Origin of the sequence: Streptomyces sp. NPDC060049 (assembly GCF_042736715.1) — a bacterium.
Classification (GTDB): domain Bacteria; phylum Actinomycetota; class Actinomycetes; order Streptomycetales; family Streptomycetaceae; genus Streptomyces.
In genome coordinates this window covers 1-18,501 of sequence record NZ_JBHWVV010000021.1, presented here as the reverse complement: position 1 = coordinate 18,501, position 18,501 = coordinate 1, and the positions used below count along the sequence as shown (strand labels likewise).

12 protein-coding genes and 1 riboswitch are annotated in these 18,501 nt (G+C 70.9%); of the genes, 6 read left to right on the top strand and 6 right to left on the bottom strand.

What is annotated here, in order from left to right; all coding sequences use genetic code 11:
- Positions 1-173 precede the first annotated feature (173 nt).
- Positions 174-253, top strand: a riboswitch (cobalamin riboswitch).
- A 53-nt stretch (positions 254-306) separates the two neighbouring features.
- From cobN to ACFWBY_RS30820, 6 genes are all read left to right on the top strand, one after another.
- Positions 307-3,918: a cobaltochelatase subunit CobN gene (cobN, locus tag ACFWBY_RS30845; protein WP_385342016.1), complete on the top strand. Its 3,612-nt coding sequence runs from the start codon at positions 307-309 to the stop codon at positions 3,916-3,918.
- 162 nt (positions 3,919-4,080) lie between these two features.
- Positions 4,081-4,923 carry a hypothetical protein gene (locus ACFWBY_RS30840; protein ID WP_385342017.1) on the top strand — a complete coding sequence of 281 codons (843 nt, stop codon included), beginning with the start codon at positions 4,081-4,083 and terminating at the stop codon, positions 4,921-4,923.
- Positions 4,924-4,958: 35 nt separating this feature from the next.
- Positions 4,959-5,873, top strand: coding sequence for an ROK family protein (locus ACFWBY_RS30835; protein WP_385342018.1), 915 nt, complete (start codon positions 4,959-4,961; stop codon positions 5,871-5,873).
- A 62-nt stretch (positions 5,874-5,935) separates the two neighbouring features.
- Positions 5,936-6,673 (top strand): type I 3-dehydroquinate dehydratase, encoded by a 738-nt coding sequence (gene aroD, locus ACFWBY_RS30830; RefSeq protein WP_385342020.1) that lies wholly within the window; start codon positions 5,936-5,938, stop codon positions 6,671-6,673.
- Positions 6,674-6,682: 9 nt separating this feature from the next.
- Positions 6,683-7,540: a sugar phosphate isomerase/epimerase family protein gene (locus ACFWBY_RS30825; protein ID WP_385342021.1), complete on the top strand. Its 858-nt coding sequence runs from the start codon at positions 6,683-6,685 to the stop codon at positions 7,538-7,540.
- Positions 7,541-7,742: 202 nt separating this feature from the next.
- Complete coding sequence (locus ACFWBY_RS30820; RefSeq protein ID WP_385342022.1) at positions 7,743-9,971, top strand: germacradienol/geosmin synthase; 2,229 nt, start codon at positions 7,743-7,745, stop codon at positions 9,969-9,971.
- Positions 9,972-10,013: 42 nt separating this feature from the next.
- Here the strand turns inward: ACFWBY_RS30820 and ACFWBY_RS30815 are convergent, their stop codons facing one another.
- The 6 genes from ACFWBY_RS30815 to ACFWBY_RS30790 all read right to left on the bottom strand — a co-directional run.
- Positions 10,014-11,258 carry a GNAT family N-acetyltransferase gene (locus ACFWBY_RS30815; protein WP_385342023.1) on the bottom strand — a complete coding sequence of 415 codons (1,245 nt, stop codon included), beginning with the start codon at positions 11,256-11,258 and terminating at the stop codon, positions 10,014-10,016.
- Between the two features lie 129 nt (positions 11,259-11,387).
- The gene (locus ACFWBY_RS30810; RefSeq protein ID WP_385342025.1) at positions 11,388-12,662 is read right to left on the bottom strand and encodes a YncE family protein; all 1,275 of its coding nucleotides are present in this window, start codon (positions 12,660-12,662) and stop codon (positions 11,388-11,390) included.
- Between the two features lie 128 nt (positions 12,663-12,790).
- Positions 12,791-13,954, bottom strand: coding sequence for an XdhC family protein (locus ACFWBY_RS30805; RefSeq protein WP_385342026.1), 1,164 nt, complete (start codon positions 13,952-13,954; stop codon positions 12,791-12,793).
- 83 nt (positions 13,955-14,037) lie between these two features.
- Positions 14,038-15,501, bottom strand: a complete 1,464-nt coding sequence (locus ACFWBY_RS30800; RefSeq protein WP_385342027.1) for an NCS2 family permease — start codon at positions 15,499-15,501, stop codon at positions 14,038-14,040.
- Positions 15,502-15,875: 374 nt separating this feature from the next.
- Positions 15,876-18,281 (bottom strand): xanthine dehydrogenase subunit D, encoded by a 2,406-nt coding sequence (gene pucD / locus ACFWBY_RS30795; protein WP_385345220.1) that lies wholly within the window; start codon positions 18,279-18,281, stop codon positions 15,876-15,878.
- A gap of 2 nt (positions 18,282-18,283) precedes the next feature.
- A partial coding sequence (locus ACFWBY_RS30790) for a (2Fe-2S)-binding protein (RefSeq protein WP_385345217.1) occupies positions 18,284-18,501 on the bottom strand: 218 nt, incomplete at its 5' end.

Sequence of the window (18,501 nt, the reverse complement as noted above, 5' to 3'; positions counted from 1 at the left end):
ACTCAGCCACACCAGCCACATCCGGCCCGGCCGGCGTTTGAGGCGCGGGCTCCGGGGCAGAGCCCCGCATCGGCGCCGCACCCGCCCACCCCGGGCTCCCCGCCAGGGGCACCGCCGCCTAGGATGACCTCCGGCGGCCAACAGGCCCGCCATCGCCGAGGACGGCGACATGGGAGGAAGCCCGGTGTGATTCCGGCGCGGTCCCGCCACTGTGAATCCGGGGCCCCACGGCCACCGGATGAGTCAGGAACTCCCGCCGTCCTCACTGCCCGGGGCGCGGAAACCCCGAGGAAGGCCTGCCGCCGCATGATCCTGCTGCTGTCGACGTCCGACACCGATCTGCTCAGCGCTCGCGCCGCCGCGGACGGCCCCGTCCCGTACCGGTTCGCGAACCCGTCCCGCCTTCCCCTCGACGACCTCCCCGGTCTCCTCGACGGCGTCGACCTGGTCGTCGTACGCCTCCTCGGCGGTCTGCGCGCCTGGCAGGAGGGTTTGGACGTGCTCCTCGCCCCCTCCCAGACCCGCCCGGTCGTCGTCCTGACCGGCGAACAGGCCCCCGACGCCCAGCTGATGGAGGCCTCGACGGTCCCGATCGGCATCGCGGCCGAGGCGCACGGCTACCTCGCCCACGGCGGCCCGGCCAACCTGGAGCAGCTGGCGCGCTTCCTCTGCGACACCGTCCTGCTGACCGGCCACGGTTTCGAACCCCCGGCGGCCGCCCCCACTTGGGGCCCGCTGGAGCGCACCCCGCAGCGGACCGAGGGCCCGCGGATCGCCGTGCTCTACTACCGCGCCCACCAAATGAGCGGCAACACCGGCTTCGTCCACGCGCTCTGCGAGGCCGTCGAGGCCCACGGCGCCCAGCCGGTCCCCCTCTACGTCTCCTCGCTGCGCAGCCCCGAGCCGGGACTGATCTCGGCGCTGGAGTCGGCCGACGCGATCGTCACGACCGTCCTGGCGGCCGGCGGCACCAAGCCCGCGACCGCCTCGGCGGGCGGCGACGACGAGTCCTGGGACGCGGGCGCGCTCGCCGGTCTCGGCGTGCCGATCCTGCAGGCCCTGTGCCTGACCGGATCACGCAGCGCCTGGGAGGAGAACGACGAGGGCCTGTCCCCCCTCGACGCCGCCACGCAGGTCGCCGTCCCGGAGTTCGACGGCCGGCTGATCACCGTCCCCTTCTCCTTCAAGGAGCTGGACGAGGACGGTCTGCCCGCCTACGTCGCCGACCCCGAGCGGGCCGCCCGCGTGGCCGGCATCGCCGTGCGCCACGCCCGGCTGCGGCACATCGACCGCCGCGACAAGAAGATCGCGCTCGTCCTCTCCGCCTACCCCACCAAGCACTCCCGCATCGGCAACGCGGTCGGTCTCGACACCCCGGCCAGCGCCGTCGAGCTGCTGCGCACGCTCATCGCGGGCGGCTACGACTTCGGCCCCGTCGAGGACGTCCCGGGCCTGGTGTCCGGCGACGGCGACGAACTGATCCGCGCCCTGATCGAGGCCGGCGGACACGACCAGGACTGGCTGACCGAGGAGCAGCTGGCCCGCAACCCCGTCCGGATCCCGGCGGCCGACTACAAGCGCTGGTTCGCCGAGCTCCCGGCCGAGCTGCGCGAAAGCGTCGAGCATCACTGGGGCGAGGCCCCGGGCAACATGTTCGTGGACCGCTCCGCCAACCCCGAGGGCGACATCGTGCTCGCGGCCCTGCGCCGCGGGAACCTGCTCATCCTCATCCAGCCGCCGCGCGGCTTCGGCGAGAACCCGATCGCGATCTACCACGACCCGGACCTGCCGCCCTCGCACCACTACCTGGCCGCGTACCGCTGGATCCAGGCCCGCGCCGAGGACGGCGGTTTCGGCGCCGACGCGATGATCCACCTGGGCAAGCACGGCAACCTGGAGTGGCTGCCGGGCAAGAACGCGGGCCTGTCGGCGGCCTGCGCCCCCGACGCCGCGCTCGGCGACCTGCCCCTCATCTACCCGTTCCTGGTCAACGACCCGGGCGAGGGCACCCAGGCCAAGCGCCGCGTGCACGCCACCCTGGTCGACCACCTGGTGCCGCCGATGGCGCGCGCGGAGTCGTACGGCGACATCGCACGGCTGGAGCAGCACCTCGACGAGTACGCCCAGATCTCCGCGATGGACCCGGCGAAGCTGCCGGCCATCCGCGCCCAGATCTGGACCCTGATCCAGGCCGCGAAGCTCGACCACGACCTGGGCCTGGCGGAGCGCCCGGACGACGACGGCTTCGACGACTTCCTGCTGCACGTCGACGGCTGGCTGTGCGAGGTCAAGGACGCCCAGATCCGCGACGGCCTGCACGTCCTGGGCGGCGCCCCGACCGGCGCGGCCCGCGTCAACCTGGTCCTCGCCATCCTGCGCGCCCGCCAGATCTGGGGAGGTACGACCGCGCTCCCGGGTCTGCGCGAGGCGCTCGGCCTCGACGAGTCCGCGGCCACCCGTACCAGCGCCGACGAGGCGGAGGAGACGGCCCGCGCCCTGGTCCAGGCGATGGAGGACGCGAACTGGGCCCCGGAAGCGGTGGCTTCCACGGCTTCGGGGTACTCCGCGGACGTGGCGGCCGTGCTGGACTTCGCGGCGCGCGAGGTCGTCCCGCGCCTGGCCGGCACCACCGACGAGATCGCCCACGTCGTCAGCGCCCTGGACGGCTGCTTCGTCCCGGCGGGCCCCTCCGGCTCCCCCCTGCGCGGCCTGGTCAACGTGCTGCCGACCGGCCGGAACTTCTACTCGGTCGACCCGAAGGCCGTCCCCTCCCGCCTGGCGTGGGAGACCGGCCAGGCCCTGGCCGACTCGCTCCTGACCCGCTACCGCACGGACAACGGCGAATGGCCCGCCTCCGTCGGGCTGTCCCTGTGGGGCACGAGCGCGATGCGCACCTCCGGCGACGACGTGGCCGAGGCCATGGCGCTGCTGGGCGTCCGCCCGGTCTGGGACGAGGCCTCGCGCCGGGTGACCGGCCTGGAGCCGATCCCGCTCGCCGAGCTCGGCCGCCCGCGCATCGATGTGACCCTGCGCATCTCGGGCTTCTTCCGTGACGCGTTCCCGCACGTCATCGGGCTGCTCGACGACGCGGTACGGCTGGCGGCCTCGCTGGAGGAGCCCGCCGAGGACAACTTCGTACGGGCCCACGCGCAGGCGGACCTGGCCGCGCACGGTGACGAGCGGCGCGCGACGACCCGCATCTTCGGCTCGCGCCCGGGCACGTACGGCGCGGGCATCCTGCAGCTGATCGACTCCCGCGACTGGCGCACCGACGCCGACCTCGCGGAGGTCTACACGGTCTGGGGCGGGTACGCGTACGGGCGCGGCCTCGAAGGGCGCCCGGCGCGCGAGGAGATGGAGAGCGCCTACAAGCGGATCACGGTCGCCGCGAAGAACACGGACACCCGCGAGCACGACATCGCCGACTCCGACGACTACTTCCAGTACCACGGAGGCATGGTGGCCACCGTCCGCGCGCTGCGCGGCACGGCCCCCGAGGCGTACATCGGCGACTCGACCCGCCCCGAGACGGTCAAGACGCGCACGCTGGTCGAGGAGACGTCCCGCGTCTTCCGCGCCCGTGTCGTGAACCCCAAGTGGATCGAGGCGATGCGCCGCCACGGTTACAAGGGGGCCTTCGAGCTGGCGGCGACGGTCGACTACCTCTTCGGCTACGACGCCACGACGGGTGTGGTGGCCGACTGGATGTACGACAAGCTGACCGAGACCTACGTCCTGGACCCGGAGAACCGCGCCTTCCTGGAGGAGGCCAACCCCTGGGCCCTGCACGGGATCGCGGAGCGGCTGCTGGAGGCCGAGTCCCGCGGCATGTGGGAGAAGCCCGACCCGCAGGTCCTGGAGGCGCTGCGCCAGGTGTACCTGGACACGGAGGGCAACCTCGAAGCCGAGAGCGAGTAGCGGTTGCGGCCCCTCCCGCGGCCCGGGTCACCCGGGCCGCGGGGCGGGCAGCCCGCCGGGGCGGACACCGCTCACCGGGACACCCTCCCGCGGCGCCTGACGGCTGGCTAGTCTGGTGACCCGTGTCGGGGGACACGGGTAGTCGCGGAACGGGGACGGGCGATGCGGGGGCAGCAGGAGCAGGGGAACGAATCGGCGGTCGAGTGGCTGAAGCTGGTGCTCGCGGTCGTCACGCTGGCCGCTCTCACCGTCATCTACTTCCTGCTTCCTCCCCCGGAACGAGCCGGTAGCGGCATCGAGTTCATCAGGGCCTGCCTGCCCAACGTCATCACGGCGCTCGTCGTCTTCCCGGCGCTGTACCTCGTACTCGGCCCCATCGGCCAGCGCAACGAGGACCGGCTCGCCCGCGTGGTGCAGAACAGCATCGGCGCCACCGAGGCGGGCATCAAGTTCCCCGACGACGTCAGCGGAACGGTCGACTTCATCCGCGAGGTCGTCGCGAAGGAACCCTCGCAGCGCGGCGCAGTCGACATCGAGATCCTCGCCTTCACCGGCGGCACCTTCACGACCGCGCTGCTCAGGGACCTCGTACAACAGAACCCGAACAAGCTGAACATCGTGATGCGGACCATCGACTTCTCCCTGACCGACGGCAGCCAGTTCCCCGCGCACTGGGAACGGGAGGAAGCCGAGACGGTGGACCGGCTGAAGTCCCTCTGCGAGGGGAAGGCCGGCCTGGAGATCTGGCACTATCCCGCCTTCCCCTTCCTCCTGGGCCTGTCCATCGGCCGCTCCCACCTGCTGGTCACCTTCCCGTCCTGGGACCTGCGGACGGGACGGCTGGCCGACAAGTCCCTGGAGTACCGCTACTACGGGCGCAACTCCCGGACAGAGCACCTCTTCGAACTCTTCGAGAACTGGAGCAGGCAGCCCGGCCAGGTCCCCGTCCATCCGGCACCCGCGCCCGCGCCCGTTCCGGCGCCCGTTCCGGCGCCGCGGACGTGACGGAGCCCCACCCGGACGAGAACGACACCGCCGTCGTGGCGATCGACGCCGGGAAGACGAAATTCCTCGTGGGTGTCTTCACCCGGTCGAAACCGACGGTGGAAGTCGAACGCCACCGCATTTCCGTCACCACGGCCTCGGAAACCCTGGAACTGCTGGAGCACCGCCTCGCCGATCTCTTCGGTCGCCATTGCGTGGATTCCATCGGGCTCTCGGTGTTCGGCCCCCTGGAGACCGATCCGCTGAGGTCGGACTTCGGTGCGATCGTCGGAAGTTCAGAGCCGCAGTGGTCCGGAGTGAACCTGCCCGCACTGCTGTCCCACCGGTTCCGGGTGCCCGTCCATTTCGATTTCGACGTCAATTCCGCCGTATCCGCGGAGGAACGCGGACACACCTCCACATCGGCCGGATTCACCTACCTCTCGATCGGGACCGGAATCGGCGGGGCTTTTTCCCGCCCGCCCCGTGCGGCCGCCTCCCCCGCCCTTCCCCCCACCACTCCGCCGCAGCTCGGGCACATGCCGCTTCCGCGGGAAACCGACGACCCTTATCCAGGTGGTTGCCGATTTCACGGGAGTTGTTTCCAGGGCCTCGCCTCCGGGCGGGCGATTTTCGGCCGGTGGCAGGTACCCGCGTGCGAACTTCCCGCCCATCACGAAGCCTGGGACCTACAGGCCAGATACATTGCACGGGCCTGCGCGACCCTTGTATACTCCTCCCCGTTCACCACGGTTCGCGTCGGATCGGGTATCTCACAAGTACCCGGACTGATCGCCCGTTCGAATGACTACCTTCGCAGTTTCATGAACGGTTTCCCGGAAACCCTGTGCAGGGAGAAATTCGGGACCGAGGTCATCCAGCACGCGGTGACCGCCCCCGACTCGTCACTCATCGGCGCGGCGGTCCAGGCCGCCGAGGGAAGCGGATGGATATTCGCACCCCGTCGGTGAGGCGGCGGAGCAGCAGGGCAATACGGGACACGTCCAGGAATCGCAAAGGCTGTGACTAGTAAATGAACTCCATGCGCACGCTCCTCGACAGCGGGATTCCGCTGGTGGCCGTCAGCTTCGACGACGACGAAGCCGCGCTCCGGGCGGAAGAGGCGAAGGCCGCCGGCGTCGACGTGGCCGAGCTGCGCGTCGACAGGTTCTCACGCACCGGCGCGGACCACGTCCTGGCGCAGGTCGAGGCCTTCAAAGCCCTGCCCGTCCTGGCCACTTTGCGCTCCACCCGCGAAGGCGGCGAGTGGGCCGGCACGGAGGAGGAGCGCCTCGAACTCTTCCGCGCCCTCGCCCCCCGCGTGGACGCCGTGGACATCGAGCTCTCCTCCCGGGACATCCTGTCGGAGGTCGTCGCGGCCGCCCACCGGCACGACACCGTGGTGATCGTCTCCTACCACAATTTCGAACGCACCCCGAGCACCGAGGAACTCCAGGCCGTCATCGACGACGCGAAGGAAGCCGGCGCGGATGTCGTCAAGGTGTCCGCCATGGTGACGTCCGAAAACGACGTGCGCCGCCTCGCCTCCCTGCTGCTGCGCGCCGGCGAGGACGGCACCCGGCTCATCGTGATCGCCATGGGCGCGATCGGCGCCCTCTCGCGCGTCTTCTTCCCGGCGCTCGGGTCCCGGATCACCTACTCCTTCTTCGGCACCAGCTCCGCACCGGGCCAGCTCGACTTCTCCGAGACCTTCGGCCTGCTGCGCACGTTCTACCCGGATTTCAATCAGCGGAAAATCGTTGAAACGTAGGCACTGACCATGGGAACCGTCGATACCTGCCCTCTGACGATCAGCTCGCTGACCCTGGGTACGGCCCCTTTCCGGGAACGCGTCCAGGCGGCGGCCGCCGCGGGTTTCCAAGCCGTGGGCCTCAGCGTCGAGGCCTACGGGGAAGCCCGCCGGTCCGGACTCGACGACGACGCCATGCGCGCCGTCCTCGACGAGCACCGACTCGCCCTCGGCGAGGTGGAGTTCCTCAGCGACTGGGTCCCACGGGCCGGTGGCGGCGAAGACGGGGGCGACGGCGACGGCGCGATCCCTTCCGCGAAGGAGCGCACCGCCTTCCACATCGCCCGCACCTTCGGGGCCGACCACATCAACGTCGGCCTCTTCGACGCGGCACCGCTGGACGTCATCGCCGACCGGTTCACCGCCTTGTGCGAGCGGGCCGGCGAACTGCGGATCGCGCTGGAGTACATGCCGTTCGGGGCGGTGCCCGACCTGCCGACCGCCTGGGAGCTGGTGCGCCGCACCGGGCGCCCCAACGCCGGGCTCGTCCTCGACGTCTGGCACTGGGTGCGCGGCGCGACCGCGCCCGAGGACCTCGCCCCCGTCCCCGCCGCGCGGATCTTCACCGTCCAGCTGTGCGACGTAGGACCCGATCCCCTGCCGGACATGCGGCAGGAGTCCCTCCACCTGCGCCTGGTCCCCGGCAGCCGGACCGGCGCCGCCGGGCGGCTGCTGGGGCTCCTGGAAGCGCACGGCGTGCGGACCCGGGTCTCTGCCGAGGTGATGTCCGACGCGCTCCTCGCGCAAGGCACCGGGGCCACCGCGAGGGCCGTGTACGCGGCCACCCGCGAGGTCCTGGCCGGGCACGCGGCCGTCTGCGCGGGCTGACCCTCCCCGCCCCGTCTGCCCCCGGCCTCATACCGTCCGGCCGCTCCCTCCGTCCGGGAACCGCGCCCATGTCACCTGATGAAGTGAACTCCCCCTTATCCCACCGTCGCCACGGGTAGGGCACTGCTGATCTCGTGCGGAAGGCCCCTCCAAGGTCTTCCGTTCCCTCATCGGGACAGACGGACGAAAGGCCCACCCTGCCGTGACGCAGCCGTTCCAACTGCCGGATTTCTATGTGCCTTATCCGGCGCGACTGAACCCCCATCTGGAGAGCGCACGGGCCCACACCAAGACGTGGGCCCGCGGCTTCGGGATGCTCGAGGGTTCCGGCGTCTGGGAGGAGAGCGACCTCGACTCGCACGACTACGCCCTGCTGTGCTCCTACACCCACCCCGACTGCGACGCCGAGGCGCTGTCGTTGGTCACCGACTGGTACGTGTGGGTGTTCTTCTTCGACGACCACTTCCTGGAGATGTACAAGCGCTCCCAGGACCGCGAGGGCGCCAAGCGCTACCTCGACCGGCTCGCCGCCTTCATGCCCATGGACCTCGGCCCCTCCTCCGACGGATTTCCCGAGGCGACCAACCCCGTCGAGGCGGGCCTCGCCGACCTGTGGGCCCGTACCGTCCCGGCGATGTCGATGGACTGGCGGGAACGGTTCTCCGAGTCCACCAGGAACCTGCTCGACGAGTCGATGTGGGAGCTCGCCAACATCCACATCGGCCGGGTCGCCAACCCCCTCGAATACATCGAGATGCGCCGCAAGGTCGGCGGCGCCCCCTGGTCGGCGGGGCTCATCGAGTACGTGTCCGCCGAGGTCCCGGCACGCGTCGCACACTCACGGCCGCTCGGGGTGCTGCGCGACGCCTTCTCCGACGCCGTGCACATCAGGAACGACATCTTCTCCTACCAGCGCGAAGTGGCCGACGAGGGTGAACTCTCCAACGCCATCCTGGTATTGGAGACCTTCCTCGGCTGCACCACCCAGGAGGCCGCCGAGGCCTCCAACGACCTCCTCACCTCCCGGCTCCAGCAGTTCGAGCAGACCGCCCTCGTCGAACTCCCCCAGCTCTTCGCCGACCACGCCATGGACCCGGCGGAGATCGCCGCCGTCCTCGCCTACGCCAAGGGCCTCCAGGACTGGCAGTCCGGCGGTCACGAGTGGCACATGGTCTCCAGCCGCTACATGAACAAGGAGGCCAGGGCCACCGCGCCGCTCACGCTGCCCTTCCTCCCCTCTGGTCCGGGCACCACCGCCCTCGACCTCCGTTCGATCCTCGTCCCGCGCGCCCTGGAGATGCGCCGCCGCTCCTTCACCCACGTCCCCTTCGAGCGCACCGGCCCGTCCGTCGTCCCCGACGTCTACATGCCGTTCCCGCTCACCCTCAGCCCGCACCACACCCGCGCCCTCGAGGAATCCGTCGCGTGGGCCCGGAATATGGGCCTGCTCGACCCGCAGCCGGGCGATCCCGGCTCGGCGATCTGGACCGAGGAGAGGCTGCGCGGCTACGACTTCGCGCTCTGCTCCGCCGGCCTGGACCCCGACGCCACCCCCGAGGCCCTGACCCTCAACGCCTGCTGGCTGACCTGGGGCACGTACGGGGACGACTACTACCCGGTGGTCTTCGCGCAGGCCAAGAACCTGCCGGCCGCCAAGGCCACCCATGCCCGGCTCGTGGCCATGATCCCGGTGGACCACGCCGAGCAGGCGGCGCCCGCCACCGCGATGGAGCGCTCGCTCGGCGACCTGTGGGTGCGCACCAGCCGGGACATGGGCCCCCGGGTCCGCGCGGAGTTCCGAGCCACCCTCGTGGACATGCTGGAGAGCTGGCTGTGGGAGGTGGAGAACCAGATCCTGAACCGCATCCCGGACCCGGTGGACTACGCCGAGATGCGCCGCCGCACCTTCGGCAGCTACCTCACCATGTACCTGTGCCGGCTCGGCCAGGCGGGCCGGGGCATCCCCGAGGAGATCTACGCCTCCGGCACCATCCGCTCCCTGGAGAACGCGATCGCCGACGCGGCCTGCCTGATCAACGACATCTTCTCCTACCAGAAGGAGGTGGAGGTCGAGGGCGAGGTGCACAACTACGTGCTCGTCACCCGGAACTTCTTCGACATCGGGTACGAGGAGGCACTGCGCATCTGCCATGCGCTGATGACGCAGCGGACCGAGGAGTTCGAGCACATCGTCGCGGGCCAGCTGCCGCTGCTCTACGACGACTGGAAGCTGGACGCGGGGGCGCGGGCCGGACTCGACGCCTACGTCCGCGAGCTGCAGGACTGGCTCGCCGGGATCCTCAACTGGCACCAGAAGGCGAAGCGTTACCGCGAGGAGGACCTGCACCGGCTGGGCGACGGGATCTCCACCGCCGTCCTGAGCTCGACCTTCGGCATGTCGGCGGCCCGGATCTCCCTGCCCGCCCGCTGAGACCCCGGCCGGCGAACCCCGGCCGCCGCGTCGCCCGGCGGCCTAGAACTCGTCGGCCGTGTGCGGCAGCAGCTCGGTGCGCAGGCCGGCGTCCAGGGCGGCCGCCGCGCCGGGGGTGTGCTCCACCACCAGGGCGGCCGCGACCAGTTCGACGGCCCGGGTCCCGCCGAGGTAGCAGGCCGCGAGCTCGCGTACGTCCAGGGTCAGGTCCGGCGCCTGGCCGTCGGCGGGCTCGTAGGCGGCCCCGTCCGGCCCCGCCTTCAGCCGGAAGGTCCCCGCGTTCGCGGGCAGCCGTACGTCGGTCAGCTCCAGGACGAGTTCCACGGGCGCGGCCCACGACCGGCCGGTCAGCGCCGCCGCCACGTCGACCAGCCGCAGCCAGAGCGCCGGGAAGACGGCGGTGACCCGGACCTGGTCCCGGTCGGCGGCGAAGTGGAGCAGGGGGTCGTCGGCCGGGCGGCCCCAGGCGCTCACCTTGCCGGTGAGGTCGAGGGAGGCCAGGCACTCCCACAGCGCGGCGGCCACCGCCGGGGTGTCCGCCTCCAGTTCGTAGACCCGGACCAGGCCCGGGGTGCGCGCGGAGCCGGCGGCCGTTTCGGAGGACTCCGCCTTCGTGCGGTAGAGGACGTAGCCGACGATCGGCTCGTCCGGCTCGCCGAGGACGATGACGCGGGGCGGGCCCAGCTCCTCGTCCTCCTCGTCCTCCTCGGGCAGCCACTCCTCGGTCCAGCGCCAGGCGGTACGGGTCGGCCTCCCGGCCCGGGCCGCGCGGGCCGCCTCGTGGTACGGGCCGACGACGGCGACCGCGTCCCCGGCGTCCACCAGGCGCAGCGGGCGCCGGTCCGGGTCGATGCGCAGGGCCAGCGGCCGGGTGGAGTCGATCTCGATGGTGGCGCCCTGGGTGGCGCCGCCGTAGCCGAAGCGCCCGTAGATCGCGGACTCGGAGGCCCACAGGGCGGCGAGGGGACTGCCGGCCGCCCCGGCGCGCCGCATCATCTCGCCCATCAGGGCCGTGAGGACGCCCCGGCGGCGGTGGGTGGGGGCGACGGAGACGAAGGTGAGCCCGGGGCAGGGAAGGTCCGCCCCGGGTACCGAGAGCCGGAAGTCGTGCGCGGCCATGAAGCCGACGATCACGTCCCCTTCGTAGGCGCCGATCCGCTCGCAGTGGCGGAGCATGTCGTGGTGCCGCTCGCGCCCTTCCTTCTCGGGCCGGTCGTGGAAGACGAGATAGGCGAGCTCCAGAGCACGGTCGATGTCGGCCTCGGGTACCTCGCGGATGTCCAGCATGATCCGGAGACTAATCGGTCATCGCGGACTAGTCACTTCATAAGTGTCCGATCCGCCGGCCGGCCGGTCGCGGAGCGCGGTCCGGCGGCGGGACCCGGACGGGCCGCGCCACCGGGCCGGTGCGCGCGGTCAGCGCGCCGCCGGGCCCGTCCAGCCCTCCGGGACGCGGCCGAGCCGCACCCGCTGCGGGTGGTCGCCGACGGGGACGGAGACCCGCTTGGTGCCGGTGGCGAAGTCGATGGCCGTGACCCGGTCGGCGCCGCTCTCGGAGATCACGCAGCCGGTGCCGTCGCCGTCGACGGTCGCCCAGTACGGCTTGACGGCGGGCACGAGCGGACCCTCGGCGAGAGTGGCCCGGTCCACGACGGTCACGTAGTCGTCCATGGTCCCCGCGACGCAGAGCCTGGCCCCGTCGGGGCTCATGGACATGCCGTGGTGGCGGGAGTCGTTGACCCAGGTGGTGCGGTCGGTGCTGGTGGCGGGGTTCTCGGGCAGGTTCTTGATCCGGGTGATCCGGTCGGCCGCCACGTCGTACTCGACGACGCCGTTGAAGAAGGACACCTGGAAGTAGAGCTTCGACTCGTCGGGGCTGAACGACATGGGCCGTACCGCGTCGGACAGGTCGGAGCGCCCGAAGGCGTCGAGGCGCGCCCGCATGTCGATCGTCCGGACCGTGCGGAAGGTCTGCGTGTCGACGACGGTGATCTTGCGGTCGCCCTTCGTCCAGTCCAGCCAGGGCGCGTCGAGGGCCGAGGTCACGTCACCGATGGAGCTGTTCCACAGGAAGCGGCCGCCCTGGGTGAAGGTGTTCTCGTGCGGCTTGTCGCCCGTCGTGAAGGAGCCGGCCTGGCGGCCGGTGGCGATGTCGAGGACGTGCACGGTGTTGGCGGTGGAGGCCGAGACGGCCACGCGGGTGCCGTCCGGGGAGAGCGCCATGTGGTCGGCCCGGTAACCGGCGACCGGGAAGCGCCAGTTGAGCCGGCCGGTGCGCAGGTCGATGGAGACCACGTCGGCGAAGCTGGGGCGGGAGGCGACGACGGCGGAGCCGTCCGGCGTGGTGTACATGTCGTCCACGAACTGGTCGTGGCCCTCGCCCGCCGTGAGCCGGATGCCCAGGAAGTAGCCGAGCTTCACGGGGTTGAGGTAGATCTCCCGGAGCCGCTCCGCCTTGTCCGGGACGATGTCGACGCGGCCGACGCGGGCCAGGTCTCCGGTGGAGGAGAGGACGTCGGCGGTGCCCTCCCAGTTGTTGCCCACGAACAGCACCTCGCGGGGAGCCGGTCCGGCGGCGATCTCGGCGCCCGCCGCGGGGAGGGGGCCCGCCAGGAGGGCGGCGGAGGCCAGGGCGACCAGGGCCGCCAGGGCCGGAGCGGTGCGGCGGGCACGTATAGGAACGGCAGACATCCGGTCAACTCCGTTGCGGGGAGACGCTGTTACCGGCGGGTAAAATAGACCGAACGCCGAAAGGACGCAACCCCCAAGCCTTCCGGCGGGGTTGCGCCCTCGCGCACCGGGTGCAGCTCGCTACCTCGTCAAGCGACGGACCCTATCCGGCTGATCACCGTGTTCGAGGTGTCCGGGTGGATCGGGATGTGGGCGCCGGTGAGGGCCGCGCCCGTGCCGCCGCGCCGGTTGGCCACGATTTCGGCGGCGATGGACAGCGCGGTCTCCTCCGGGGAGCGGGCGCCGAGGTCCAGGCCGATCGGGGAACGCAGCCGGGCGAGTTCGAGCTCGCTCACGCCGGCCTCGCGGAGCCGCTTGTTGCGGTCCTCGTGGGTGCGGCGGGAGCCCATGGCGCCGACGTAGGCAACGGGAAGCCTGAGGGCCAGTTCGAGGAGCGGCACGTCGAACTTGGCGTCGTGCGTGAGGACGCACAGGACGGTCCGGCCGTCGACGGCGCCGGCACGGGACTGCTCCTCCAGGTAGCGGTGGGGCCAGTCGACGACGATCTCGTCCGCTTCGGGGAAACGGTTCTTCGTCGCGAACACCGGTCGGGCGTCGCACAGGGTCACCCGGTAGCCGAGGAACTTGCCGATCCGCACCAGGGCGGACGCGAAGTCGATGGCACCGAAGACGATCATCCGCGGCGGCGGGACGCTGGACTCGACCAGCACCTTGAGCGGCTCTCCGCAGAGGCGGCCGTCGGCGCCGGTCTCCAGCAGACCGGTCCTGCCCGCGTCGAGCATGGCGCGGGCCTCCTCGGCGATGGCGCGGTCCAGCTCGGGGTGTCCGCCGAAGCCGCCTTCGTGGGCGCCCTCGCCACGGACCAGTACGGCGCGGCCGAGCAGCTCGGCCGGGCCTTCGGCGATCCTCGCGACCGCGGCCGCCTCCCCCCGGGCGGCCGCGGCGAGCGAGGCCGCGAAGACCTCCCGTGCGGGAGAGCCCGCGTGGACCGGGGTGACCAGGATGTCGATGATCCCGCCGCAGGTCAGACCCACGGCGAAGGCGTCGTCGTCGCTGTAGCCGAAGCGCTCGAGGACGCTCTCGCCGTCCTCCAGTGCCTGCCGGCACAGCTCGTAGACCGCACCCTCCACGCATCCGCCGGAAACCGAGCCGATGGCCGTGCCGTCGCTGTCGACGGCGAGGGCCGCTCCGGGCTGCCGGGGAGCGCTGCCGCCCACGGCCACGACCGTGGCGACGGCGAAATCGCGTCCCTGCTCGACCCACCGGTTCAGTTCTTCGGCGATGTCCAGCATTGCGGCCTCCTCGGAGGGGTTCGGTTTCCAGTATCGGATACGTGGAGTGTGCGGTCGTGCGCTGCGGATCAGGTCCGGCCGGTTCAGCCGACGCCGAGCCAGCCCTCGATCGGGTGCAGGGCGTAGAAGACCACGAAGATCGCGGTCAGGCCCCACATGAAGCCGCCGATCTCGCGGGCCTTGCCCTGAGCGGCCTTGATGGCGACGAAGGAGATGACGCCCGCGGCGACACCAGCGGTGATCGAGTAGGTGAACGGCATGATCACGACGGTCAGGAAGACCGGGATCGCGGTCGCGCTGTCGGCCCAGTCCACGTGGCGGGCGTTCTGCATCATCATCGCGCCGATGACGACCAGGGCCGCGGAGGCGACCTCACCCGGGACGATCTGCGTGATCGGGGTGAAGAAGAGGCACGCGGCGAAGAACAGGCCGGTGACGACGGAGGCGAGGCCCGTGCGGGCACCCTCGCCGACGCCGGTGGCGGACTCGACGAACACGGTCTGGCCGGAGCCGCCCGCGATGCCACCGATGGCGCCACCGGCGCCGTCGATGAACAGCGCCTTGGACAGGCCCGGCATGCGGCCCTTGTCGTCGGCGAGCTTGGCCTCGGTGCCGACGCCGATGATGGTGGCCATCGCGTCGAAGAAGCCGGCGAGCACCAGGGTGAAGACGATCATGCCGACCGTCATGTAGCCGACTTCGCCCCAGCCGCCGAAGGAGACGTCGCCGAAGAGGGAGAAGTCCGGCATCGAGACGGCCGAGCCGCTGAGCTCCGGCGGGCCGCTCTTCCAGGCCTTCGGGTCGATGTCGGCCACGGCGTTCACGATGGCGGCGAGAACGGTTCCGCCGACGATGCCGATCAGGATCGCGCCGGGAACCTTGCGTGCCTGCAGCATGAAGATGGTGAGCAGGGTCAGGCAGAAGATGAGGACGGGCCAGCCGGCGAGTTCACCGACGGAACCGAGCTGTACGGGGGGACCGAATTCCGGACCCCTGCCCACGAAGCCGGCTTTCACCAGGCCGATGAGGGCGACGAACATGCCGATGCCCATGGTGATCGCGTGCTTGAGCGCGAGCGGGATCGCGTTCATGATCATCTCTCGCAGGCCGGTGACGACCAGGAGACAGATCACGACGCCGTAGACCACGCACATGCCCATGGCCTGCGGCCACGTCATCTGGGGGGCCACCTGCGAGGCCAGCACGCCGGACACGGAGAGGCCGGCGGCGAGCGCGAGCGGGACCTTGCCGACGAAGCCCATGAGGAGCGTCGTGACGGCAGCGGCGAAAGCCGTGGCGGTGATGATCGCCGAGGCGGCCATCGAGGTGCCCGCGACGTCCTTGCCCGAGAGGAGCAGGGGGTTCAGCAGGAGGATGTAGGCCATGGCCATGAAGGTCGTGATACCGCCACGAACTTCGTTGCCGACCTTGGATCCACGGTGCGTGATGTGGAAGTACCGATCGAGCCAAGACCGTCCGGCGGGGTTCGGAGAGCCGTCGCCGGCCTCCTCCGCACTGGTCTTGGGCTCCACTGAGGACTGGGTCATGGTGCCTAACTCCCAAGGTTCAAAGGGGCACCCGCATAAAGATTGGAGACACGGGATTTGGGAAACTGCGTTGGCTGCACGACCCGGGGTGACGGCCCGAGGCGACGCGAATGTTCACTGCGTGTACTGCGGGTACTGCGGGATTTCTGCGGTACTGCCGGTACTGCTGGTACTGCTGGTGGCACCGGGGGGTGGGTGGTACGACCGGGGGGTGTGGGGGTACTGCCGGTGAAACTGACCGCGAGCGGTGCGGTGCTGATGACTCCGGACTTCGTGCTCCGGGCGGTGCGACTGAAAAGTGTGACGTTCCCGCGTCGCACCGCCCGGAAATCTGTGGGGGTCCGGGGGCCTCGCGGCCCCCGGACCACGCCGTCCTAGAGGGTGCCGGTGAGGGCTTCCGGACGGATGGGCGTCTTGTTGAGCTCGAGACCGGTCGCCTGCCGGATCGCCGCGAGGACGGCCGGGGTGGACGAGAGGGTCGGGGCCTCGCCCATGCCGCGCAGGCCGTACGGGGCCTTCGGGTCGGCGAGCTCCAGGACGTCGACCGGGATGGTCGGGGTGTCGAGGATGGTCGGGATCAGGTAGTCCGTGAAGGAGGGGTTGCGCACCTTCGCGGTCTTCGGGTCCACGATGATCTCTTCCATGATCGCGACGCCCAGGCCCTGGGTGGTACCACCCTGGATCTGGCCGACCACGGAGAGCATGTTCAGCGCCTTGCCGACGTCCTGGGCGGTCGCGAGCTCGACGACCTTGACGAGGCCGAGCTCGGTGTCCACCTCGACGACCGCGCGGTGCGCGGCGAAGGTGTACTGGACGTGGCCGTTGCCCTGACCGGTGACCAGGTCGAAGGGGACGGTCGGGTGGTGCCGGTACTCCAGCTCCAGGTCGATCGCGTCCTCGCCCTCCAGGATGTCGGCCAGGTCCGCGAGGACCTCTCCGCCGTCGGTGACGACCTTGCCGCCTTCGAGGAGCAGCTCGGCCGTCGCCCACGCGGGGTGGTACGAGCCGTTCTTGCGCCGGCCGATCTCCAGGACCGCCTCGCGGGCGGCCTCACAGGTGTTCTTCACGGCGCCACCGGTCATGTACGTCTGCCGCGAGGCGGACGTGGAACCGGCGGAGCCGACCTGCGTGTCGGCCGGGTGGATGGTCACCTGCGTGACACCCAGCTCGGTACGGGCGATCTGCGCGTGGACGGTGATGCCGCCCTGGCCGACCTCCGCCATGGCCGTGTGGACCATCGCGACGGGCTCGCCGTTGATGACCTCGAGGCGCACACGGGCGGTCGAGTAGTCGTCGAAGCCCTCGGAGAAGCCGACGTTCTTGATGCCGACGGCGTAGCCGACGCCGCGGACGACGCCTTCACCGTGGGTGGTGTTGGACAGGCCGCCCGGCAGCGCGCGGACGTCCGCGTCCTGGCCGGCGGACTCCCACTGGCGCTCCGGCGGCAGCGGGCGGGACTTGACCCGGCGCAGCAGCTCGGCGACGGGCGCCGGGGCGTCCACGACCTGGCCGGTCGGCATGACCGTGCCCATCTCCATGGCGTTCAGCTGGCGGAACTCCACCGGGTCCATGCCCAGCTTCGCCGCGAGCTTGTCCATCTGGGCCTCGTACGCGAAGCAGGCCTGGACGGCGCCGAAGCCGCGCATCGCGCCACAGGGCGGGTTGTTCGTGTAGAGCGCGATCGCCTCGATGTCCACGTCCTCCAGGACGTAGGGACCCACCGAGAGGGAGGAGGCGTTGCCCACGACCGCCGGGGAAGCGGACGCGTACGCGCCGCCGTCCAGGACGATCTTGCACTTCATGTGGGTGAGCTTGCCGTCCTTGGTGGCGCCGTGCTCGTAGTAGAGCTTCGCCGGGTGACGGTGCACGTGGCCGAAGAAGGACTCGAACCGGTTGTATACGATCTTGACCGGCTTGCCCGTGGCCAGCGCCAGGAGGCACGCGTGGATCTGCATCGAGATGTCCTCGCGGCCACCGAAGGCACCGCCGACGCCGGAGAGCGTCATGCGCACCTTCTCCTCGGGCAGGCCGAGGACGGGGGCGATCTGCTTGAGGTCCGAGTGCAGCCACTGGGTGGCGACGTACAGCTCGACGCCGCCGTCCTCGGACGGTACGGCCAGACCGGACTCCGGACCGAGGAAGGCCTGGTCCTGCATGCCGAAGGTGTACTCGCCCTCGACGATGACGTCGGCGCGCTTGCGGGCCTCCTCCACGTTGCCGCGGATGATCGGCTGGCGGTGCACGATGTTCGGGTGCGGGACGTGACCGATGTGGTGGTCGTCGCGGCCCTCGTGGATCAGCGGCGCGCCGGGGGCGAGGGCGGAGGCCTCGTCCGTGACGAGCGGCAGCTCCTTGTAGTCGATCTTGATCTTGGCGGCCGCGCGGCGGGCGGTCTCCGGGTGGTCGGCGGCCACGAGGGCGACCGGCTCACCGTGGTGACGCACCCGCCCGTTGGCGAGGACCGGCGTGTCCTGGATCTCCAAGCCGTAGTTCTTCATCTCGGCCGGCAGGTCGTCGTACGTCAGGACCGAGTAGACACCCGGCATCGCCAGGGCCTCGGAGATGTCGATCGAGACGATCTCGGCGTGGGCCACGGTGCTGCGGAGCGTCTGGCCCCAGAGCATGTCCTCGTGCCACATGTCCGAGGAGTACGCGAACTCACCCGTCACCTTGAGGGTGCCGTCCGGGCGGAGCGTGGACTCGCCGATGCCGCCCTTGGTGTGCTTCTGCGTGACGTTGGTCGGCGTACCCGCCGGGACCGTGCGCGTGTTCTGGGCCATGGTCAGACCGCCTCAGACTGACGGGCGGCCGCGAGGCGGACCGCGTCGAGGATCTTCTCGTAGCCCGTGCAGCGGCAGAGGTTGCCGGACAGGGCCTCACGGATGTCCTGGTCGGACGGGGAGGAGTTCTCCTCCAGCAGCGCGTCGGCCTGGACCAGCAGACCCGGGGTGCAGAAACCGCACTGGACCGCGCCGGCGTCGATGAACGCCTGCTGGATCG

Coding starts and splice junctions, on each gene's coding strand:
- cobN (WP_385342016.1), top strand. CDS start 307: ATGATCCTGCTGCTGTCGACGTCCGACACCGATCTGCTCAGCGCTCGC.
- ACFWBY_RS30840 (WP_385342017.1), top strand. CDS start 4,081: ATGCGGGGGCAGCAGGAGCAGGGGAACGAATCGGCGGTCGAGTGGCTG.
- aroD (WP_385342020.1), top strand. CDS start 5,936: ATGAACTCCATGCGCACGCTCCTCGACAGCGGGATTCCGCTGGTGGCC.
- ACFWBY_RS30825 (WP_385342021.1), top strand. CDS start 6,683: ATGGGAACCGTCGATACCTGCCCTCTGACGATCAGCTCGCTGACCCTG.
- ACFWBY_RS30815 (WP_385342023.1), bottom strand. CDS start 11,258: ATGCTGGACATCCGCGAGGTACCCGAGGCCGACATCGACCGTGCTCTG.
- ACFWBY_RS30810 (WP_385342025.1), bottom strand. CDS start 12,662: ATGTCTGCCGTTCCTATACGTGCCCGCCGCACCGCTCCGGCCCTGGCG.
- ACFWBY_RS30805 (WP_385342026.1), bottom strand. CDS start 13,954: ATGCTGGACATCGCCGAAGAACTGAACCGGTGGGTCGAGCAGGGACGC.
- ACFWBY_RS30800 (WP_385342027.1), bottom strand. CDS start 15,501: ATGACCCAGTCCTCAGTGGAGCCCAAGACCAGTGCGGAGGAGGCCGGC.
- pucD (WP_385345220.1), bottom strand. CDS start 18,281: ATGGCCCAGAACACGCGCACGGTCCCGGCGGGTACGCCGACCAACGTC.